Origin of the sequence: Sorangium aterium (assembly GCF_028368935.1) — a bacterium.
GTDB lineage: Bacteria > Myxococcota_A > Polyangia > Polyangiales > Polyangiaceae > Sorangium > Sorangium atrum.
On record NZ_JAQNDK010000001.1, the window covers coordinates 286,594 to 309,695 of the forward strand.

The 23,102-nt window shown below is 70.4% G+C and carries 8 protein-coding genes; 3 read left to right on the forward strand and 5 right to left on the reverse strand.

Annotation, left to right across the window (positions count from 1 at the left end; translation table 11 throughout):
- Nucleotides 1-36 precede the first annotated feature (36 nt).
- Nucleotides 37-801 (forward strand): tetratricopeptide repeat protein, encoded by a 765-nt coding sequence (locus tag POL72_RS00895; protein WP_272092984.1) that lies wholly within the window; start codon nt 37-39, stop codon nt 799-801.
- Between the two features lie 434 nt (nt 802-1,235).
- Nucleotides 1,236-2,486: a zinc-dependent alcohol dehydrogenase gene (locus POL72_RS00900; RefSeq protein ID WP_272092985.1), complete on the forward strand. Its 1,251-nt coding sequence runs from the start codon at nt 1,236-1,238 to the stop codon at nt 2,484-2,486.
- A gap of 54 nt (nt 2,487-2,540) precedes the next feature.
- Here the strand turns inward: POL72_RS00900 and POL72_RS00905 are convergent, their stop codons facing one another.
- From POL72_RS00905 to POL72_RS00915, 3 genes are all read right to left on the reverse strand, one after another.
- A complete protein-coding gene (locus POL72_RS00905) occupies nt 2,541-8,234 on the reverse strand; it encodes an AAA family ATPase (RefSeq protein ID WP_272092986.1) in 5,694 nt (1,897 codons plus the stop codon).
- A gap of 293 nt (nt 8,235-8,527) precedes the next feature.
- Nucleotides 8,528-9,415, reverse strand: a complete 888-nt coding sequence (locus tag POL72_RS00910) for an STAS domain-containing protein (RefSeq protein ID WP_272092987.1) — start codon at nt 9,413-9,415, stop codon at nt 8,528-8,530.
- 28 nt (nt 9,416-9,443) lie between these two features.
- The gene (locus POL72_RS00915; protein WP_272092988.1) at nt 9,444-9,953 is read right to left on the reverse strand and encodes a hypothetical protein; all 510 of its coding nucleotides are present in this window, start codon (nt 9,951-9,953) and stop codon (nt 9,444-9,446) included.
- Between the two features lie 354 nt (nt 9,954-10,307).
- Here POL72_RS00915 and POL72_RS00920 point away from each other — a divergent pair, with 354 nt between their 5' ends.
- Nucleotides 10,308-11,345, forward strand: a complete 1,038-nt coding sequence (locus POL72_RS00920; protein ID WP_272092989.1) for a cation diffusion facilitator family transporter — start codon at nt 10,308-10,310, stop codon at nt 11,343-11,345.
- Nucleotides 11,346-11,363: 18 nt separating this feature from the next.
- Here POL72_RS00920 and POL72_RS00925 read toward each other — a convergent pair whose 3' ends face one another.
- Complete coding sequence (locus tag POL72_RS00925) at nt 11,364-17,066, reverse strand: sensor histidine kinase (protein WP_272092990.1); 5,703 nt, start codon at nt 17,064-17,066, stop codon at nt 11,364-11,366.
- Between the two features lie 289 nt (nt 17,067-17,355).
- Nucleotides 17,356-23,058: a sensor histidine kinase gene (locus tag POL72_RS00930; protein ID WP_272092991.1), complete on the reverse strand. Its 5,703-nt coding sequence runs from the start codon at nt 23,056-23,058 to the stop codon at nt 17,356-17,358.
- Between the last annotated feature and the right edge of the window lie 44 nt (nt 23,059-23,102).

Consider the following 23,102-nt stretch of genomic DNA (forward strand, 5'->3'; position numbering starts at 1 on the left):
CGCGCCGGGCGGCTGCCTTCCGGAGCAGCCGTCCGTTTGCTCGACGGGCCCGGCGCCGGTACGCTCGGCCCGGTGTGCGCGGCGCGGTGCGTAGATGCGGGGGGCGCGCGCCGCCGAGCGCGCGCCCTCGCCGCCGCCTCGCTCGCCGCGGCGCTGCTCCACGGGGCCGCGCCGGCCCGGGCGGACGGGGTCGGCTGGGCGACGGCCCAGGCCGCCGAGCTGACGCGCCAGGCCGAGGCCCGCGCCGCGGCCGGCGAGGCCGACGTGGCGCTGCAGCGGTACCTGGAGGCGGTCCGCTTCGACGCGACCTACGGCCCGGCGTACCTCGGGCTGGGCGCGCTGTACGAGCGGGCGGGCGATCCGCGCGAGGCGGAGCGCGCGTATACCGTGGGGCTGGACCACGTGAGCGCCTTCGTCGAGGGCCACCGCGCCAGGGCGGCGCTGCGGTCGCGCGAGGGGCGGCGCGAGGAGGCGATCGCCGACATGGAAGCGGCGGCGGCGCTGCGCGGCGACGACGGCGAGCTGCTCCAGGAGCTCGCAGCCGCGTACGTGGCGGCGGGCGCCCTGCCGGCGGCGCTCGGCGTCGCGCGGCGGCTCTCGGCGCTCGCCGCGCGGAACGGCGATCGCGCCCTCGCGGCCGCGGCGACGACGCAGGCGCGCGCGCTGTCGGTGCTTGTCGGCGAGGCCGATCCGGTGCGCGCCGGCGGCGCCGATCGCGGCCCGGTCCGGCGCGCGCTCGCGCGGTACGCCGCGGGGCCTGCGCGGGGGAGCGCGGCGGCTCGGCATCGCGAAGGGCGGTGATGCCACGACGCCGGCCCGGCGGCCGTATCGGCCACGGGGAGCGGCCTGCGGCGCGGCTCGCTCGACCTCCTGTCGGACGGGCCGCCTGCGGCTGAGCCCCTCTATCCAGGCCGGCGAGCCCGGATAACGGGGCTCGCCCGCGGCGAGCGGCCCCGGACGGGGCAGATTGTCACGTTCGCCCCGCCGCCCGAGGAGCAGCGCGCCGTGGTTGCGAGCAGCGCGCCGGGGCCGGATCTCCCCGGCGATGTCCCGCTGGCACCTCGGTTGCTGCAGCTTCTGTTGAAGCTCCGCGCCGCGGTTGCACGCGCAGGCTGGCACGGGATCGGCACGGATACCCCTCGTCCAGAACCTCGGCGCATCTCTGCAGAGCGCGGCGGCCTGCGCCTCTCGGCCGGCCGGCGCGCCGCCCCCCTGAAGGGAGAAAGCGAGAACCCATGAAGGCGGTAGTGTTTCACGGCATCGGCGACATCCGGATGGACGACGTCAAGGAGCCGAAGATCAAGGAGCCGACCGACGCGATCCTCCGGATCACGGCGAGCGCCATCTGCGGGACCGATCTCCACTTCGTCCGCGGCACGATGCCAGGGATGGTGCCGGGCACGGTCCTCGGCCACGAGGCGGTCGGCGTCGTCGAGGAGCTCGGCGCCGACGTGCGGAACCTGAAGAAGGGCGATCGCGTCGTCGTGCCCTCGACGATCGCGTGCGGCTATTGCTCGTACTGTCGCGCCGCGTACTACGCGCAGTGCGACAACGCGAACCCGAACGGCAAGCACGCGGGCACGGCGTTCTTCGGCGGCCCCGCCGCATCGGGCCCGTTCAACGGGCTGCAGGCCGAGCTCGCGCGCATCCCGTTCGCCGGCGTCGGCCTCGTCAAGCTGCCGAACGGCGTCAGCGACGACCAGGCCATTCTGCTCTCCGACATCTTCCCGACGGCGTACTTCGGCGCCGAGCTCGCCGAGATCAAGCCCGGCGACACGGTCGCGATCTTCGGCTGCGGCCCTGTCGGCCTGTTCACGATCGCGAGCGCCAAGCTCATGGGCGCGGGGCGCATCATCGCGGTCGATCGCGTGCCCGACCGCCTCGAGATGGCGCGCGAGCAGGGCGCCGAGACCGTCGACTTCTCCGCCGAGGACCCGATCGAGGCCATCCTGCGCCTCACCGGCGGCATCGGCGTGGACCGGGCGATCGACGCCGTGGGCGTCGACGCCGAGCGCCCGCACGAAGGCCCCGCCCACAAGGAGGCGAAGCAGCAGGCCAAGGCGTTCGACCTCGAGGTCAAGCAGATCGCCCCCGACGCGCGGACCACGGGCGACGCCTTCCGCGCCGGCGACGGGCCGTCGCAGGTGCTGCAGTGGGCCGTCCGGTGCGTGGCCAAGGCGGGGACCATCGCCGTCATCGGCGTCTATCCGCAGACGTCGCGCACGTTCCCCATCGGAGAGGCCATGAACAAGAACCTCACCCTCCAGATGGGCAACTGCAATCACAGGAAGTACATCCCGAAGCTCGTGGACCTCGTGCAGACGGGGCAGGTGGAGCCCACCGCGATCCTCACCAAGAAAGCGCCCCTGGAATCGGCGATCGACGCCTACAAGGCCTTCGATCGGCGAGACGCCGGGTGGGTGAAGGTCGAGCTCCGCCCGTCGCGGGCCGGGGCGCCTGCCCACCTGGACCGCGCCGTCGCGTAGTCCGGCGCCGCCGGATCGAGGCGGCTCGCGGCGCCCGCCCCCCGCCGGCGGCGCTCAGCTCGGCAGAGCGCTCGGATCGACCGTGCGCGGCGGCCCGGCGCGCGGCAGCTCGACGATGAACATGGCGCCGGCGCCGGGCGCGCTCTGGACGCGGATCGAGCCGCCGTGCGCCTCCGCGATCCTGCGGCTGATGTAGAGGCCGAGCCCCAGCCCGCCGTAGTGCCGGTTGGACACGGCGCGCTCGAAGCGCTCGAAGATGCACTCCTGGCGCGCCGGATCGACGCCGATCCCCTGATCCCTGACCGAGAGCCACGCCATTCCGGCCTCCTCGCCGAGGACGACCTCGATGGGCTTGCCTGCGCCGAACTTGATCGCATTGGCGAGCAGGTTCGTCACGATTTGATCGACGCGAGAGCGATCCCAGCGGCCCACGATCCGGCCGCCGTCCCGGAGCGAGGCCGAGCACCCGGCGCGCTCCAGATCCTGCCTAAACCGCGCGAGCACGTCGCGGGCGACCTCCCGGAGGTCGACCTCGGCGACGCTGAGCCTCAGCCGAGCCGCGTCGATCTGCGAGACATCGAGGAGCTCGCTGTTCAGGCGGGTCAGGCGCGCTCCCTGCCGCAGCGCGCGGTCGACCTGCCTGCCCATGGCCTGCGGATCCCAGATCCGACCCGACCGGATGGCCCTATCCATCGCCTCGAGCGTGAGCGTGAGCGACGTCATCGGCGTGTTGAGCTCGTGCGTCGCCACCGTCAGGAACTCGTCCCGCATCCGGACGGCCTCCTGGGCGGCACGGTAGAGCCGCGAATTGTCGATCGCCATCGCCGCCCGGCGCGCAACTTCCTGCACGAGCTCGAGATCTGCCTCCCCGTAGCGGCGCCCCGGTACGGACGAGACGACGTTCAGCACCCCGAGCGGCTGTCCCCGCGTCACGAGCGGCACGGTGATGGAGCTATGCGTCCCGAGCTCGCGGAGGAGCCTTTCGTGCCCGTCGTCCTCGGCGTATCTGCGGAGGAGCTCGTCGGAGATCTCGGGGAGCAGGAGCGGCTCGCAGTCCCCGAGGACGCGGGCCGCCCGGTGGGGCGAATCCCGGCCAGGAGGGTATCGCCGTCGTAGCTCCGCGAGCAAAAGCTGCTTCGCAGGATCTCTGTGAGCCGAGGCCGCGGGCCGGGCCTCTCCACTGTCGACGACATCGATGATGCACCAGTCGCAGAGCGATCGCACCGACAGCCGCGCGAGCCGCGACAGCGTCTCCCCGTAATCGAGCGACCCGGAAAGGATCTCCCCGGCCTCGGCCAGGAACGCCGCGCGCCGCACGGCCGTCTCCGCCGCGGTCCGGGCAGACTGCTCCTTCGAGAGGAGCCGCGCGTTCTCCAGGGAAATCGCCGCCTGCGAGGCGAGGAGCGAGAGGACGGTGAGCCTCTCCTGCGTGAACGCGCCGGCGAGGAGGTTGTTCTCGAGGAAGAGCAGGCCCACCACCTCGGCTCGCCTCAGGATGGGCATGCAGAGGAGCGATCTGGGCCGATTCCGCGCGAAGTAGACGTCGCCGGAGAACCTGCCCGCATCGGCGGTCGCGTCGTGCAGGATGACGCGCTCCTCCGTCCGCCACACGTAGTCGACCACCGACGAGGGGAGGCGCCGCGAGGAATCCACCGGCCCCGGCTCGAGGGTGCTCATCACCGCCCCTCCCTCCTCGAGCGCGGCCTCCGCTTCGATCGAGGGCCTTCCGTCCTGACTCAGGACGATGCAGGCCCTCTGCGCGCCGCCCTGCTCGAGCACGACCTCGAGCAGCGTGCGAAGGAGCCTGTCGAGGAAGATCTCGCCCGAGATGGCCTGCGAGGCCTTGGTCACCGAGAGCAGGTCGAGCTGCTCGGGCCGAGCCGCGAAGGTGGCGGTGAACGGGGTGGGCCTCGGCTCTCGGAGGTGCGGATTCTCCCTGTCGAGCTGCGCCACCTTGCCGTCGGCGCCCCAGCGGGCGTAGCAGGTCCGCGCGTCGCCCAGGTAGGTGTCGGCGAACCTGTCGAGCCCCCGTGCTCGGTAGAACCGAGACGCGACCTCGCAGGCGACCGCCTCGTTGTGGACGAAGCCGCTGGCGCGCGCCAGGTGGATGGCCTCTTCGTAGAGGCGCTCGGCGTCGAGGTGCCGGTCCTCGATTCGCGCGATCTCGGCGGCGACCAGCGCCGCGCGGTTCCCGAAGTTCTCGGGACAGCTCATCGCCCAGCGCTGGAGCTGCTGGTGGTGGGCGATGATGGCATCCCAGTGCCGGCAGCGCTCGTCGGCGGTCGCCGCGTCGTGGTGGGCTGCCCGCGCGAGCGCTCCATAGAAATGGTACTCCGCCGCCTCGAAGAACGACGCCGACGACCCGAGGAGCCGCTCTGCCTGCGAGGCTGCCTCGACGGCGGAGGCGTGGTCCGCCGCGTAGAAGCGCCCTTGCAGCTTGCGGATCCAGTACCAGCAGGCGGCGACCGTCAGCGCGGGATCGCTCATGAGGTGCCGCTCGAACCGGCCCTCGTCGAACTCCGCGTCGTTGAAGGTGGAGAAGTCCGGCGAGAGGCCCCGGAGCGCCCTGATGAGCCGGCGGTTTCCCGTATAGATGTCGACGATGAGATGGAACCTCGCCCTCCGCGCGAACTCGAGCTCTCTCTCGGCTTCGCGCTGCGCTTCGTCGAGCAGATCGCCGCCCGAGAGCAGGAGCGAGACCAGGGAGCTTCCGGTATAGGCCACATACGCGAGGTCGCCTGTCTCCTGCGCCACGTCGCGGGCGCGCCGCATGAGCTCGATGCTGGCGCGCAGGTGCCTCGTCCAGGGCAGGACCATGAACGCGAAGGTCGCGTAGACGCGGGCCTTGAAGCGGAGCAATCCGTGCTTCTCCACCAGATCGAAGCCCAGCTTGCCGAAGCGGTACGCCGCCTGGTAGTCGCCGAAGCGCGGGCCGAGGCACGTGCTGAGGTAGACGTAGGCGAAGGACGAGGCGTCGCTGTTTCCGTGCTCGATGCTGAGGTTCACGGCGCGACCCAGGATGAGGGCGAGCAGATTGGCGTCGGTGAAGAGCGCCGGCGGGATGGTCGACGTGAGGACGTCCACGGTCGCCCGCGAGACCGCATCGGTCATCGGGGGCAGATCGATGAGCTCCTCGATCGAGCGGCTCCCGAGCCGCTCCCCTAGCCGCTCGAACTCCCGCTGGACCTCCTCGTCCGTCGGGTGCGGCGACCACGCGACGCCGACGCGCCGGAGGTATTCAAGGCACGCGCCGACGGCGCGGTCGCTCCAGGTGAGGGTCGTGAAGAGCTCGACACGAGCGCGCGCGACGGCGGCCGCGTCGACGAGGTCCCGCGCGCGGCGCCAGAGCGCGGAGAGCCGCTCCTCCGCCGCCGGGGCGCCGGTGACGGTCTCGCACTCGGCCAGGTGGAGCTCGATCGCGAAGGCGAGCTCGTACCGCGTGTCCCAGCCTTCACCTCCGAGGAGCTCGGCGGCGACCGTGAGATAGCTCAGCGCCGAGGCGTACGCCGTGGCTCTCCTGGCGCGCTCGCCCGCGACGAGGTTGAGCTCGGCCACGCGCTCGCGCTCCTCCGGTGCCGTGATCAGCGAGGCGCCGCGGTTGAGCTGATTCACGATCTCGAAGATCGTTTCCTCGATCTCCTCGGGCGGCGTCCGCGATGAGAGCAGACGGCCGATCCCGAGGTGCATCGCCGCCCGCTCGTCCTCGGGGATGAGCGAATAGGCCGCCTCCTGGACGCGGTCGTGGAGAAAGCTGTACGCGCCGTCCGTGCGGACGACGAGCCCTGCGCGGACGGCCTCCCAGAGGGCCGCGTGCAACACCCCCTCCGAGCGGCCATGGACCATCGCCAGGAGCGCGATCTTTGCGGCGTGTCCCAGACAGGCGAGCTGCTTCACTCCTTCCTGGGTGCTGGCCGGGAGCCGCATGAGCTTCCCGACCATCAGGGCCACCACGTTGTCGGTGAAGCCCTTGGCGCGGATCTTCGTGACGTCCCACCGCCAGGCCTCTGCGTAGACGTCGAACTCGATCAGGCGCTCCTCGTGGAGCGCCATGAGAAACTGGATCGCGAAGAAGGGGTTGCCGCCCGTCCTCTCGTGGACGAGGTCCGAGAGCGGCGCGGCGTCCTCGCGGCGGCAGTGCAGCGTGTCGCTGACGAGCGCGGCGAGGTGCTCGCGCGAGAGCGGGCCAAGCACGATCTCCCGGACGCTCGCGCCCCCCTTCCGCATCCGATCGAGCGCCAGCATCAGCGGGTGGGAGCGGGTCACCTCGTTGTCGCGGTAGGCGCCGATGACGAGCAGACACCGCGTCTCGGGGTGCGTCATCAGATCTTCGAGGAGCCCGAGGCTCGCGGGATCGGCCCACTGGAGATCGTCGAGAAAGAGCGCGAGGGGGTGCGCCTTCCGGGTGAATACCCCGATGAATCGCCGGAACACGACGCGGAACCGGCTCTGCGCCTCGGTCGGCGGCAGCGCGGCGACCGGCGGCTGCCGCCCGATGACGAGCTCGACCTGCGGGATCACGTCCACGATGAGCTGTCCGTTGACCCCGAGGGCGGCGAGCAGCCGCTCCCGGACGACCGCGAGCCGCTCCTCGCTCTCGGCAAGGAGCTCGAGCACCAGCTCCCGGAAGGCCTGGACGAGCGTCGCGTACGGGATATCGCGCTTGTGCTGGTCGAACTTCCCCGAGATGAAGAATCCCCGCTCGCGGACGATCGGCTTGTACAGCTCGCTCACCAGCGCGCTCTTGCCGATCCCGGAATAACCAGAGACCATGACGATCTCCGGGGCTCCCGTGCCGACCACGCGATCGAACGCGGACAGCAGCGCGGCGACCTCGTCCTCGCGGCCATAGAGCTTCTGAGGGATCTGGAAGCAGCCGGAGACGTCGCGCTCGGCCAGGGGGAACGGATCGATCCTGCCGGTGGCCCGGAGCTCCGCCTGGCACCGCTCGAGGTCATGCAGCAGGCTGCTCGCGGTCTGGTAGCGATCCTCCGCCATCTTGGCGAGGAGCTTCAGGACGATCGCGGAGAGGATCTCGGGCAACTCGGGGACGAACGCGGAGGGCGGCTGCGGCTCGCGGGCGACATGGCAGTGCACCCACTCGAGTGGGTCGCGCGCCTCGAAGGGCAGGCGCCCCGTGAGCATCTCGTAGAAGGTCACGCCGAGCGCATAGAGGTCGGCGCGGCTGTCGATCGCGCGATTCATGCGCCCTGTCTGCTCCGGAGACAGGTACGGCAACGAGCCCTCGATGAGCCGCGGAGGCCCCGCCGGCGGCTGCTCGCGGGAGAGGCGGGACGCGAGGCCGAAGTCGGTGAGCTTGACCTGGCCGGTGGCCGCGTTCACGAGGATGTTCTGGGGCTTGAGATCCTTGTGAAGGATGCCCCGCGCGTGGAGCTCCGCCACGCCGGCCACGATACGGACCGCCAGGTCGAGGAACCGCTCGGTCTGCATCGGCGCGCCGATGAAGTGATCGAGCGACTCGCCGCCGAAATCCTCCATGACGAGCGCTGGCAGCCCCTCATACGTCTCGAGGGCGAGCGGCGTCACGATGGCCTCGTGATTCAGCGTCTTGCCGATCGCGTACTCGTTCTTCAGGCGCTCGACGTCCTGCGGGCGGCTGCGCCTCGCGTCGATGATCTTCAAGATCACCGAGCGGCCATCGGAGCTCCGGACCGCACGGAGCAGCCTGGTCCTCAGGCCCTCGTGGAGGGTCTCGATGATCGTGTATGGCGAGGCGGCGCTCATCCCCATGGGGGAGGCGCTCCGTGGAGCGGCGCTGGCGCCCGGCGGCCTGGCGGCCCCTGGGGGCTGCCGCCGACGCCGGAGCGCTCGAGTCCGCGCGCCCTGCCGAGACGACGCAGCCATACGACCGGCGTGAGCGCACGGCGCCCACCGGGGACCGCATTCTCTGTCACGGCCTCCCACGATCGTGTCACCCCAGCACCCCCTCTATCGATAGGTACCACGGGTCAGGCCCGGCAGTTCCGTGGTGCACGTCGCGGGCCCCGACGTGCGGGGACCTCCATGCTCTCGCGACGCGGCGATCAGGCGGGCTTCGCTGCAGCCGGGGCACGCTGCCGGACGGCGATCGCGGCCTTCAGGCCCGCCCGCAGGTCCCGGAAGGTCTCCACGCCCGACCAGTCGAGCCCGAGCCGCGTGAGCGCCTGCGCCATGGCCGGCGAGATGCCCACGAACGAGCACGCCGCGCCGAGCAGCCGCGCCGCCCGGACGGCCTTGAGCAGGTAGCCCGAGACGACCTCGTCCGCGACCGACACGCCCGTCACGTCGAGGATCACGCGGTCGGACGCGGTCTCCACGACGCTGCCGAGCAGGCTCTCCAGGATGAGCGACGATCGCCGGTGGTCGATGGTGCCCACGAGCGGCAGGACGAGCACGCCTTCCCAGACCTGGATCACCGGCGTGGAGAGCTCGAGCAGCGCCCGCTCCTGCTCCTCGACGAGGCGCAGCTTCCTCTGCAGCTCCTCGGTGCGCACGAGGACCGCGCTCTCCGCCTGCCGCTTGCTTTCGAGGAGCGCCCGCTCGGCCTGCTTCTCTCGCGTCACGTCGCGCAGCTCGACGAGGATCAGCTCCTCGCCCGCGGCGCTCACCTTGCGCGCGAGCACCTCGAGGTCGACCGCGCGGCCGTCCTCGCGCGCGGCGCGGCAGGTGAACCGCTTGCGCGCGCCGCCGAGCACGTCCGGCCACGCCCGCCCGAGCGGCTCGAGCGGGTGCCCGCTCGCCAGCGCCCCCCCGCGGATCGCCAGCGCCTCCGGCCCGGCGAGGCCGTCCCCGAGCAGCTCCCGGATCCGCGCGTTCGCGAACGCGACATCGCCCGTTCCGCTGTAGACGAGGACGCCGTCGCGGATCGCGTCGAGCACGCCCCGCAACGCCTCGAGCGCCGCGCCCTCCCCCGGCGTGTCGCGCTCGGTCATGCCGATGCCTCGCTCGCGGGCTCCGCCCTCACGCCGCCCCCGGCGGGTGGGCCCTGCGCAGCCAGGCCAGCGCCTCCTCCTCGGAGAAGAACGCGGCGATGTGCGCATCGTCCTCCGCGAACCGGCTGGCGGCGAACTCGTGGTTCTCGACGACCTGCTCCGCGCCCGGCGCGGCCTCCCTGGGCAGGAGCGTCGCGACCCGCTTCAGCCCGGCCGCGTAGGCCTTCGGCATGATCTCGTCTCGCTGCCAGTCGTTGATGCCGTCCCAGCTCGACTTGCAGTCGCGTATGTCGATGAGGCACAGCGGGCCCCCGCACTCCAGGAAAACATCGTAGAAATGACCGCCGATGATCTCCTTCATCTCCTCGTCGAGCGGCGTGCCATACCAGCGCGCCACGAAGACCCCGGGGATGCGGCCAGGCTTCTCGATGCGGTGGATGCGCTCGCCAACGACGTTGAAGGTCTCCACGACGTCGCCGTCGTGCACGACGCGGATGCCGGTCCGGGTCTCGATGGGCCTCTTGAGTGTCTTTGTCATCGGAGCTCCCCCGCCCCCCTGCCACCCAGGTCCCCCGGAGCGCCGCAGGGAGCGTCTGGATATACCTATCGAGCGCGACCTCTCCGTCGCAAGCGTCTTCGGGTCCCGGGCGCGCGAGCCGCCGGTGTCCTTGTGAGACAGCCCATGAGCGAGGCAGCCGAAGAGCTCGTTCAGCAGCTCGTGCTCCGCCATCTCGGCCAGGGCCGTCCCGTCGTTGATCAGAGACCTGCGGTTCAGGGCATCAGGCCTCCGCGTTGGCGAACTAGAGCCCGAGGTCGAGACCGACAGGAGGTTGAGCAGGACCTGCTCCAGGCGGCATGACGGGCAAGGGCGTCGCGAGGTAGCCTCCCGGCCATGAGCGGACCACGTCCTGCCGCCCGCGCCGCCCGCCCCGACCCCGCCGCCCGCCCCGACCCCGCCACCCGCCCCGACCCCGGCGTTGCGCCCGCCGGCCGCGCCGTCGTCGACCCCGGCGCCCCTGTCTCCGCCGACCGCCGCCTCGACCCTGCCGACCGCGCCCGCGCCGCGCTGCGGGCCGGGCGCATCGCGGCGCTGACCGCCGGCGGCCTCGCCCTCGGCAAGCTCCTCGCCGGCCAGCTCGGACAGTCGATGGCCGTGACCGCGAGCGCCGTCGACTCGCTCACGGATCTCTTCGCCTCCTCTGCGAACGCCCTCGCCATCCAGCTGGCGCACGCCGCGCCCGACCGCTCGCACCCGTTCGGCCACGCGAAGATCGAGACGCTCGCGACCGCCGGCCAGGGCCTGCTCATCGGCGGCTCGGGGGTCTACCTGCTCATCGAGGGGATCCGGCGGCTGCTCTCGCCCGAGCCGCTCCGCCTCGCCGCCGTCACGCTCGGCACGATGGCGGCCGCCGCGCTCGTCACCGCGGCGCTCGTGGCTTACCTCGGCCGCGTCGCCGCGCGCACCGGCTCGAGCGCCATCCAGGCCGACGCCGTCCACTACCGCACCGACATCGCCGCGAACCTCGCGGTCTTCGCCGGCGTCGCCGTCACGTACGCGACGGGCTTCTCCCGCATCGACGGCGTCCTCTCGGTCGCGGTCGCCGTCTACATCCTCACGTCCGCGGGGACCCTCCTCCGGCTCGGCGTGCGCGACCTCATCGACACGAGCGCCCCGGAGGAGCGCGTCGGCGCCATCGCGGCCGCGCTCGACGCCATGCGCGAGCGCGGCGAGCTCCTCGGCCACCACGCGCTCCGTACGCGGATCGCCGGGCGCACGCTGTTCGTCGAGGTGCACATCGAACTCTCGGGCGACCTCCCCCTCGCGCGCGCGCACGCGACCGGCGACCGCGCGCGCGACGCCATCCTCGCCATCGAGCCCGACGCGCAGGTGCTCGTGCACATCGATCCGGAGCGCGACGAGCCGGCGTGAGCGCGCCTGGCAGCGCCGCTAGCCCGGCAGGGCGCGCGGCGCTGCCCCGGGCGGCGGCCCGGTCCGCGGCAGCTCGACGATGAACGTCGCCCCGGCGCCGAGCGCGCTCTGGACACGGATCGAGCCGCCGTGCGCCTCCGCGATCCGGCGGCTGATGTACAGGCCGAGCCCCAGCCCGCCGTAGTGCCTGTCGGACACCGCTCGCTCGAACCGCTCGAAGATCTGCGCCTGGTGCGCCGGGTCGATCCCGATCCCGTGATCCCGCACCGAGAGCCGCGCCGTCCCGGCCTCCCCGCCGATGGAGATCTCCACGGGCTTGCCCGCCCCGAACTTGATCGCGTTGGCGAGAAGGTTCGAGACGATCTGGTCCACGCGGGAACCATCCCAGAGGCCCACGACCCGGCCGCGCTCGCGCAGCGAGACCGCACACCCGGCGCGCGCCAGATCCAGCTTGAACCGCGCGAGCGCGTCGCGGACGACCTCCCCGAGATCGACCTCCACCACATCGAGCCTCAGCCGAGCCGCGTTGATCCGCGAGACGTCGAGCAGCTCGCTGTTCAGTCGGGTCAAGCGCGCCGCCTGCCGCAGCGCGCGGTCGATCTGCCTGCCCATGGCCTGCGGATCCGAAGTTCGACCCGATCGGATGGTCCGATCCATGGCCTCGAGCGAGAGCGTGAGCGACGTCATCGGCGTGTTGAGCTCGTGCGTCGCCACGGTGAGGAACTCGTCCCGCGCGCGGATGGCCTCCTGGGCGGCGCGGTAGAGCCGCGCATTGTCGATCGCGATCGCCGCCCGGCGCGCCACTTCTTGCACGAGCTCGAGATCGGCATCCCCGTAGCGGCGCTCCGGCACGGACGAGATAATGCTCAGCGCCCCGATCGCCTGTCCCCGCGCCACGAGCGGTACGGTGATGAAGCCGTGGATCCCGAGCTCGCGGATGAGCCTGGCCTTCCCGTCGTCCTCGCAGTATTCCCGGAGGATTGCCTCGGAGACTTCGGGGACCAGGAGTGGCTCGCCGCTCCGCAGGATCCTGGCCGCCGGGCGGGGCGAAACCCGGCCAGGAGGATACCGCCGCTCTAGCTCCTCCAACAACGACTCCTTCGCAGGGTCCCTGTGTGCCCATGAGATTCGCCGGATCTCTCCGCCTTCCACCAGGTCGATCACGCACCAGTCGCAGAGCGATCGTACCGAGAGCTGCGCGACACGCGACAACGTCTCGGCGTAATCGAGCGACCCGGAGAGGATGTCCCCGGCCTCGGCCAGGAAGGCCGCGCGGCGCTCCGACGCCTCGGCCGCGGTCCGCGCGGCCTGCTCGTTTGCGAGCAGCCGCGCGTTCTCCAGGGAGATCGCTGCTTGTGTGGCGAGCAGCGAGAGGGCGGTCAGCCGCTCCGGCGTGAACGCGCCCTCGACGAGGTTGTTCTCGAGGTAGAGCAGGCCCACCACCTCGCCCTGCCTCAGGATGGGCGCGCAGAGCAGCGACTTGGGCCTGTATCGAGCGAAGTAGCCGTCGCCGGAGAACTTGCCCGCGTCCGCGGCGGCGTCGCTCAGGATGACACGCTCCTTCGTCCGCTGAACGTAGCGGACGAGCGACATGGGGACGCGCCGCGAGCCATCCTCCGCCTTCGGCGGGAGGAGGGTCATCGCCGCCCCTCTCTCTTCGAGGGTGGCCTCCGCCTCGATGGAGAGGCGCCCGTCCTTGTACAGGAGGAGGCAAACCCTCTGCGCCCCGCCCTGCTCGAGGACGACTGCGAGCAGCGTGCGGAGCAGCTTGTCGAGGACGAGCTCGCTCGACAGGGTCTGCGATGCCTTGGTCACCGAGAGCAGGTCGAGCTGCTCGGACCGCACCGCGAAGGAAGCGGTTGGGGCGAGCGGCGTCTTCTCCCAGAGGCGCGGATGTTGCTGGTCGATCTGCTTGACCTTGCCGTCCGCCCCCCAGCGGTCGTAACAGGCGCGGGCCTCGCGGAGGTACGTGTCGGCAATGAGGTTGAACCCTCGCGTCCGGTAAAACCTCGACGCGATCTCGTGGGCAAGCGCCTCGTTGTGGACAAAACCGCTTTCGCGCGCCGAGCGGATGGCCTGCTCGTACAGATGCTCCGCCTTGTCCCATTCGCTGCCGATGCGCGCAATCTCGGCGCCGACCAGCGCCGCGCGATTGCGGAAGTTCTCCGGGCAGCTCGAGGCCCAGATCTGGAGCTGATGGTGGTGGGCGACGAGCGCCGTGAGGTGCTGCGACCGCTCGTCGGCGGATGGGGGTGCCGCGTCGTGGCGCGCCGCCCGCGCGAGCGCGCTGTAGAAATGGTATTCGGTGAGCGCGAGGAACACCGGCGACGTCCGGAGGAGCCGCTGCGCCTTCGCCCCGGCCTCGAGGGCAGAGGCGTAATCACCCCCGTAGCAATGCGCTTGCAGCTTGTGGAGCCAGTACCAGCCCGCGGCGATCGAGAGGCGCGGATCTCGCTCGAGGCGCCGCTCGAACCGGCCCTCGTCGAAGTCGTCATCGTTGAAGGAGCCGAGGACCGGCAAGAGCCCCCGGAGCGTCCGGATGAACCCGAGCTGTCCGGTGATGAGATCGACGACGAGGCCGAACTTCGCCTTCCGCGTGAACTCGAGGGCTACCTCGGCCTCTCGCTGCACCTCGCCGAGCGGATCTCCCTCCGTGAGGAGGAGCGTCACCAAGACGGCGGACAGATAGGACGAATACGTGAGATCGCCGGTCTCCTGCGCCGCGCGAAAGCCGCGTCGTAATGGATCGAGGCAGGTGCGCACGTGCCTCGTCCAGGGGTTGATGGTGTACCAGAAGACAAAATAGACGCGGGCCTTGAAGCGGAGTATCGCGCGCTTCTCCATCAGATCGAGGCCGAGCTTGCCGAAGCGAAACCCCGCCTGATAATCGCCGAAGTGCGATCCGAGGAGCGAGCCGAGCCGGACGTAGGCGAGGCATGATGCGTCGCAGTTGCCATGCTCGAGGCTGAGGTTCACCATGCGAGCGACGAGGAGGCTCAGCAGGTTCTTGTCGGAGAACAAGGCCGGCACATCGCACGACGAGAGGACGTCCATGGTCGCGCGGCAGTCCGGGTCGGTCATCGTGGGCAAATCGAGGAGCGCCTCGAGCGGGCGGCTCCCGACCTTTCGCCACATCCGCTCGTATTCCTGCTGGAGTTCCGCGTCCGACGGGTGCGCCGGCCACGCGACGCCGACGCGCCGTAGGTACTCGAGGCACGCCTCCACGCTGCGGTCGCTCTGATCCAGGGTCGTGTAAAGCGCCATGCGCACGCACGTGACGGCGGCGAAGTCGACGACGTTCCGGGCACGGCGCGAGAGCATGGCCAGCCGCTCCTCCGCTGTCGGCAGCTCGCCGGTCAGGTACTCGCACTCGGCCCGGTAGAGCTCGAGCGCGAAGGCGAGCTCGTAACGAAGCGACCAGCTGTCCTCGGTGAGGAGCGCCGCGCCGGCGGCGAGGTACGCCAGCGCCGAGGCGTAGGCGGTCGACCCCTTGGCGCGCTTGCCCGCGACGAGGTTGAGCTCGGCGACCCGTTCTCGCTCGCGCCGCGACGTGATGAGCCCCGCGCCGCGGTTGAGCTGGTTCACGATTTCGAAGATCTTCTCCTCGAGCTCTTCGGGCGGCATATGCGACGCGAGCAGCCGGCCGATCCCGAGATGCACTGCCGCCCGCTCGCCTTCGGAGATGAGCGAATAAGCCGCCTCCTGGACGCGGTCGTGGAGGAACTTGTACGTGCCGTTCAAGCGAAAGACGAGCCCCTCATGAACTGCGTCCCAAAGATCCGTGTGCACGTCCTGCTCCGAGCCGCCCTGAACGATCGTCAGGAGAGTGACCTCCACGATGCCTCCCAGACAGGCGAGCTGCGTCAGCGCTCCCTGGGTGCGCCGGAGGAGCCGCGCGAGCTTGCCGACCATCAGGTCGACCACGTTGTCGGTGAACCCCTTCTCGCGGATCTTCGCCACGTCCCACCGGAAGGCCTCGGCACGCTCGTCGAACTCGATCAGCCGCTCTTCGTGCAGCGCGGAGAGGAACTGGATCGCGAAGAACGGGTTGCCAGCCGTCTTCTCGTAAACGAGGTTCGAGAGCGGCGCGGCGTCCTCGCGGCGGCAGCGAAGCGCGTCGCTGACGAGCGCGGCGAGGTGGTCCCGGGAGAGCGAGCCGAGCACGATGTCCGTGATGCGCGCCCCCTCCTTCCGCGCCTGGTCGAGCGCTCGCAGGAGCGGATGCGAGGGCGTCACCTCGTTGTCGCGGTACGCGCCGATGACGAGGAGAAATCGCGTTTCGGGGTGCGTCACCAGATCATGAAGGAGCCCGAGGCTCGCAGCATCGGTCCACTGAAGATCGTCGAGGAAGAGCGCGAGGGGGTGGTCCTTCCGGGCGAACACCCCGATGAAGTGCAGGAATACGATGCGGAACCGGTTCTGCGCCTCCGCCAGCGGGAGCTCAGGAACCGGCGGTTGCCGGCCGATGACGAGCTCGAGCTGAGGGATAACCTCTACGATGAGCTGTCCGTTGATCCCGAGGGCGCCGAGCAACCGCTGCCGGATGGCCGCGACCCCGTCCTCGTCCTCGGCGAGGATCTCCAGCACGAGCTCCCTGAAGGCCTGGACGAGCGTGAAGTACGGGATGTCGCGCTTGTATTGTTCGAACTTCCCCGAAAGAAAGACCGCTCGCTCCCGGACGATCGGCTTGTACAGCTCGTGGACCAGCGCCGACTTGCCGATGCCCGCATAGCCTGAGACCAGGACGAGCTCGGATGCGCCCGTGCCCATCACGCGCCCGAACGCGCGCAGCAGCGCGGCCACGTCCTCCTCGCGGCCATAGAGCTTCTGAGGGATCTCGAAGCGATCGGAGACGTCGTGCTCGACCAAGGGGAACGGCTCGATCCGGCCGGTGGCTCGCCACGCCGAAAGGCACCGATCGAGGTCGTGCTTGAGGCCGCGCGCGGTCTGATAGCGATCCTCCGCCATCTTCGCCAGGAGCTTCAGGACGAGCGCCGAGAGCACCCCAGGGAGCTCCGGAACGAGCACGGAGGGCGGCGGCGGGACGCGGGCGACGTGACAGTGCACCCACTCGAGCGGGTCCCGTGCCTCGAACGGCAGTCGCCCGGTGAGCATCTCGTAGAACGTCACGCCGAGCGCGTAGAGATCGGTGCGGCTGTCGATCGCCCGGTTCATCCGCCCCGTCTGCTCCGGAGCCAGGTACGGCAAGGAGCCCTCGATGAGCCGGGGAGGCCCTGCCGGCGACTGCTCGCGGGAGAGGCGGGACGCGAGGCCGAAGTCGGTGAGCTTGACCTGCCCGGTAGCTGCGTTGACGAGGATGTTCTGGGGCTTGAGATCCTTGTGGATGACGTCCCGCTGGTGGAGCTCCGCCACGCCGGCCACGATACGGACCGCGAGCTCGAGGAACCGATCGACCTTCATCGGGGCGCCGAGCAAGCGGTCGAGCGACTCACCGCCGAAATCCTCGACGACGAGCGCCGGCAGCCCCTCGTACGTCTCGAGGGCGAGCGGCGCCACGATGGCCTCGTGGCTCAGCGCCTTGCCGATCGCATACTCGTGCTTCAGGCGCTCGATGTCCTTCGGGCGGCTGCGCCTCGGGTCGAGGACCTTCAGGATCACCGGGCAGCCATCGGCGCTCCGGACGGCGCGGAGCAGGCGGGTCGTTTGGCCCTCGTGGAGGGTCTCGGTGATCGCGTAGGGGGAGGCCGGGCTCACCGCCATGGGGAAGACACGCCACGGAGCGCTGGCGCCCGGCGCGTCCGTGGGACACGAGAGCTGTCGACGCCGGAACGGTCGAGCCCGCGCGCCTCGCCGAGGCGGCGCAGCCGCACGGCCGGCGCGAGCACACGGCGCAGGCCGGGCACCGCATTCCCTGCCACAGTCTCCCGCCATCGTGCCACCCGAGGCCCCCCTATCGATAGATACCACGGCTGAGGCCCGGCAGTTCCGCGGCGCACCTCGCAGGCGCGGCGAGCAGGGATCCCCGGGCTCACGTGCATGCCCGCACCGCTCAGCCGGGCGGGCAGCTCGACTCGGCCCCGCGCGGCGGTCCGTTCCGCGGCAGCTCGACGATGAACGTCGCCCCGGCGCCGAGCGCGCTCTCGACGCGGATCGACCCGCCGTGCGCCTCCGCGATCCGGCGGCTGATATACAGGCCGAGCCCCAGCCCGCCGTAGTGCCTGTCCGACACCGCGCGCTCGAACCGCTCGAAGATCTGCGCCTGACGCGCCGGGTCGATCCCGATCCCGTGATCCCGGACCGAGAGACGCGCCGCCCCCGCCTCCTCGCCGATGGCGATCTCCACAGGCTTACCCGCCCCGAACTTGATCGCATTGGCGAGCAGGTTCGAGACGATCTGGTCCACGCGGGAACCATCCCAGAGGCCCACGACCCGGCCGCGCTCGCGCAGTGAGACCGCACACCCGGCGCGCGCCAGATCCAGCTTGAACCGCGCGAGCGCGTCGCGGACGACCTCCCCGAGATCGACCTCCACCACATCGAGCCTCAGCCGAGCCGCGTTGATCCGCGAGACGTCGAGCAGCTCGCTGTTCAGGCGGGCCAGGCGCGCCGCCTGCCGCAGTGCGCGGTCGACCTGCCGGCCCATGGCCTGTGGGTCCAAGGGACGGCACGAGCGGAGCGCCCGATCCATGGCCTCGAGCGTGAGCGTGAGCGACGTCATCGGCGTGTTGAGCTCGTGCGTCGCCACCGTCAGGAACTCGTCCCGAACGCGGACGGCCTCCTGGGCAGCGCCGTAGAGCCGCGCGTTGTCGATCGCTATCGCGGCCCGGCGCGCCACCTCCTGCACCAGCGCGAGATCAGCATCCCCGTAGCGGATCTCCGGCGCGGACGAGACAACGGTCAGCGCCCCGATCGGCTGTCCACGCGCCAGCAGCGGCACGACGATGACGCTGTGCGTCCCGAGCTCGCGCATAAGCCTCTCGTGACCGCCGTCCTCGCAGTACTGCCGGAGGACCTCTTCGGAGAGCTCGGGGAGCAGGAGCGGCTCGCCGAGCCGGAGGACCCTGGATGCAGGGCGACGCGATTCCCAGCGAGAGGGATACCGCCGCTCCAGCTCCTCGATAAGCGGCTCCTTCGACGGGTCCCTGTGCGCCCATGACAGCCGCCGGACCGCCCCACCTTCCAGGGCGTCGATGGCGCACCAGTCGCAGAGCGTCTGCACCGACAGCCGCGCGACGCGCGACAGCGTCTCTCCGCAATCGAGAGACGCAGAGAGGATCTCGCCTGCCTCGGCCAGGAAGGCCGCGCGCCGCTCCGCCGACTCGGCCACGGTCCGCGCGGACTGCTCCTTAGCGAGGAGCCGAGCGTTCTCCAGGGAGACGGCTGCCTGTGTGGCGAGGAGCGAGAGGGCGGTGAGCCGATCCGGCGTGAACGCGCCGGCGAGGAGGTTGTTCTCGAGGTAGAGCAGGCCCGCCACCTCGGACCGCCTCAGGATGGGCACACAGAGGAGTGATTTGGACCGACGCCGTGCGACGTAGTCGTCGCCGGAGAACTTGCCCGCATCAGCCACCGCGTCGTGCAGGATCACGCTCTCCTTCGTCCGCTGCACATAATGAACGAGCGATAGGGGGACCCGCTGCCATGAAGACTCCCCCGGCAAAGGCGCGAGGTGGATCGTCGTCCCCCCGCTCTCGTTCTCATCGAGCGTCGCCTCCGCTTCGATGGAGAGGCGCCCGTCCTGACACAGAATGAGGCAAGCTCGCTGCGCGCCCCCCTGCTCGAGGACGAACGTGAGCAGCGTGCGCAGGAGCTTCTCGAGGACGATCTCGCTTGAAATGGTCTGCGATGCCTTGAGCACCGAGAGCAGGTCGAGCTCCTCGGACCGCGCCGCGAAGGAGGCGGCCTGGGCGAGCAGCCTCGCGTCCCAGAGGCGCGGATTCTGCTGGTCGATCTGCTTGACCTTGCCGTCCGCCCCCCAGCGAGCGTAGCAGGCGCGGGCCTCGCGCAGGTACGTGTCCGCGATCAGATCGAACCCCCGCATCCGGTAAAACCTCGACGCGATCTCGTAGCCCAGCGCCTCGTTGTGGACGAAGCCGCTCTCGCGCGCAGAGCGGATCGCCTGCTCGTACAGCTGCGCCGCCTTGTCCCATTCCTCGCCGATGCGCGCGATCTCGGCGCTGACCAGCGCGGCGCAGGCGCCGAAGTTTTCGGGGCAGCTCGAAGCCCAGACCTCGAGCTGCCGGTGGTGGACGACGAGCTCGACGAGGTGCGAGGGCCGCTCATCGGCAGGTGCAGCGTCATGGCGGCCCGCCCGCGCGAGCGCACCATAGAAATGGTACTCGGCGACATCGAGAAACGACGGCATCATCCAGAGAACCCTCTGCGCTCTCGCCGCGGACTCGATGGCAGAAGCGTGATCGCCCGCGTGAAAGTGCGCTTGCACCTTGCGGATCCAATACAAGCACCGGGCATACGCGAGGCGCGGATCGTCCTCGAGGCGCCGTTCGAACCGGCGCTCGTCGAAGTGGTCGTCGTCGAACGAGCCGAAAGCCAGCGTCTGGCCTCTGAGCATCCGGGTGAGCTGCAGCAGCGTGGTGATGGTGTCCATGGAGAGACCGAACCTCGCCTTCCGCGTGAATTCGAGCCCCCTCTCGGCTTCTCGCTGCACTTCGCCGAGCGGATCTCCCTCGGCAAGGAGGAGCGCGACCAAGGCCGTGCGTATACAGGACGAATACGTGAGATCGCCGGTCTCCGCCGCCGCATAAAAGGAGCGTCGCAAGGGCCCGACGCCGGTGCGCATGTGTCTCGTCCAGGGATTGATCACGTACCAAAAGACCAGGTCGACGCGGGCCTTGAAGCGGAGCAGCCCGCCCTTCTCCGCGAGGTCGAAGCCGAGCTTGCCGAAGTGAAACCCCGCGCGGTAGTCGCCGAAGCGTGGCCCGAGGCTCGTCCCGACCCGAACGTAGGCGAGGCACGATCCGTCGCTGTTGCCACGCTCGAGGCTGAGGTTCACCACGCGAGCGTTCATGAGGCAGAGCAGGTTCTCGTCGGTGAACAATGCCGCCGCGTCGCACGACGTGAGGACGTCGATGGTTGCGCGGCAGTCCGGATCGGTCATCGGGGGCAAGTCGAGGATCTCCTCGAGCGGGCGGCTCCCGAGCTTTTGCCACATCCGCTCGTATTCTTGCCGGACCTCCTCGTCCGTCGGGTGCGGCGACCAGTCGACGCCAATGCGCCGCAGGTACTCGAGGCAGATCTCGACGGCGAGCTCGCTTCGATCCAGCGTCGTGTAGAGATCCACACGCGCGAACGTGACGGCGGCGACGTCGACGGTGCTCCGGGCGCGGCGCGCGAGCTCCGAGAGCCGCTCCTCCGCCGCCCCGAGCTCGCCAGTCAGAAATTCGCACGCGGCCCGGTGGAGCGCGAGCGCGAAGGCGAGATCGTACCGCCGGTCCCAGCTGTCCTCTTCCAGGAACGCCGCGCCCGCGGCGAGGTACTTCAGCGCCGACGCGTAGGCCGTCGACCCCTTCGCGCGCTTGCCCGCGATGAGATTGAGCTCAGCCGCCCGCTCCCGCTCCTCGCGCGACGTGAGCAGCGCGGCCCCCCGGTTGAGCTGGTTGACGATCTCGAAGATCTTCTCCTCGAGCTCCTCCGGCGGCGTCCGGGACGCGAGCAGCCTGCCTATTCCGAGGTGCGCCGCCGCCCGCTCGCCTTCAGGGATGAGCGAATAGGCCGCCTCCTGCACCCGATCGTGGAGGAACTTGTACGTGCCGTCCAGACGGAAGGCGAGCCCCTCGCGCGCTGCGTCCCGGAGATCCGCGTGCACGTCCTCCTCCGAGCCGCCGTGGACTATCGTCAGCAGGGCGACCTCCGCGGTGTTTCCCAGACAGGCGAGCTGCTTCAGCGCTCTCTGGGTGCGCGGAGAGAGCCGCACGAGCTTGCCGACCATCAGGTCGATGACGTTGTCGGTGAAGCCCTTTCCGCGGATCCTCGCCACGTCCCACCGGAAGGCCTCGGCACCCTCGTCGAACTCGATCAGCCGCTCTTCGTGGAGCTCGGTGAGGAACTGGATGGCGAAGAAGGGATTCCCGCCCGTCTTCTCGTGAATGAGGCGGGAGAGCGGCGCGGCGTCCTCGCGGCGGCAGTGCAGCGCGTCGCTGACGAGCGCGGCGAGGTCCTCGCGGGAGAGCGGGCCAAGCACGATGGCCGAGATGCGCGTGCCCTCGTTCCGCACGTGGTCGAGCGCCAGCATGAGCGGGTGCGAGGAGGTCACCTCGTTGTCGCGAAACGCGCCGATGACGAGGAGATGGCGTGTCTCGGGGTGCGTCACCAAATCGCGAAGGAGCTCGAGGCTCGCCGAATCGGTCCACTGGAGATCGTCGAGGAAGAGCGCGAGCGGGTGCTCCTGCCGGGCGAACACCCCGATGAAGTGTCGGAACACGACGCGGAACCGGTGCTGCGCCTCGGCCGGCGGGAGCTCGGGGACCGGCGGTTGCCGGCCGATGATGAGCTCGATCTGGGGGATGACGTCCACGATGAGCTGTCCGTTGCTCCCGAGCGCGCCGAGCAACCACTGCCGCCATGCCGCGATCCGGTCCTCCGCCTCGGCGAGGATCTCGAGCACGAGCTCCCGGAACGCCTGGACGAGCGTGGCGTAAGGGATATCGCGCTTGTATTGGTCGAATTTCCCCGAGAGGAAGAGCGCTCGTTCTCGGACGATCGGCCTGTAGAGCTCATGGACCAGCGTCGACTTGCCGATGCCGGAATAGCCGGAGACCAGGACGAGCTCGGGGGATCCCGTGGCCACCAGGCGGTCGAACGCGCGCAGCAGGATGGCCGCGTCGTCCTCGCGACCGTAGAGCTTCTGAGGGATCTGGAAGCGGCCGGAGACATCGCGCTCGGCCAGCGGGAACGGCTCGCTCCTGCCGATCGCTCGGCGCTGCGCCGCGCACCGCTCGAGGTCGTGCTTGAGGCCGCGGGCGGTCTGGTAACGATCCTCCGCCATCTTGGCCAGGAGCTTCAGCACGAGCGCCGAGAGCACCTCGGGCAGCTCTGGCACGAGCGCCGAGGGCGGCGGCGGGGCGCGGGCTACATGGCAGTGCACCCACTCCAGCGGGTCCCGCGCCTCGAAGGGCAGGCGTCCGGTGAGCATCTCGTAAAAGGTGACGCCGAGCGCGTACAGGTCGGCGCGGCTGTCGATCGCCCGGTTCATTCGCCCCGTCTGCTCCGGAGACAGGTACGGCAACGACCCCTCGATGAGCCGCGGAGGCCCTGTCGGCGGCTGCTCGCGGGAGAGGCCGGACGCGAGGCCGAAGTCGGCGAGCTTCACCTGGCCGGTGGCCGTGTTGACGAGGATGTTCTGCGGCTTGAGATTCTTGTGGATCACCTCCTGCTCGTGGATCGCCGCCACGCACGCCGCGATGCGGACCGCGAGGTCGAGGAACCGCTCGTCCTTCATGGGCGCGCCGATGAAGCGGTCGAGCGGCTCACCGCCGAAATCCTCGAGGACGAGCGCCGGCAGCCCCTCGTACGTCTCGAGGGCGAGCGGCGTCACGACGGCCTCGTGGTCCAGCGCCTTGCCGATCGCGTACTCGTGCTTCAGGTGCTCGATGTCCTTCGGGCGGCTGCGCCTCGGATCGAGGACCTTCAAGACCACCGGGAGGCCATCCGCGCTCCGGACCGCGCGCAGCAGGCTGACGCGTTGGCCCTCGTGAAGGGTTCCGGTGACCGTGTAGGAGGGAGCGCTCGTGTCCATGGGGAGCCCGTGCTGACGGCGCGCACGGGGCGCTGAAGCCTGGC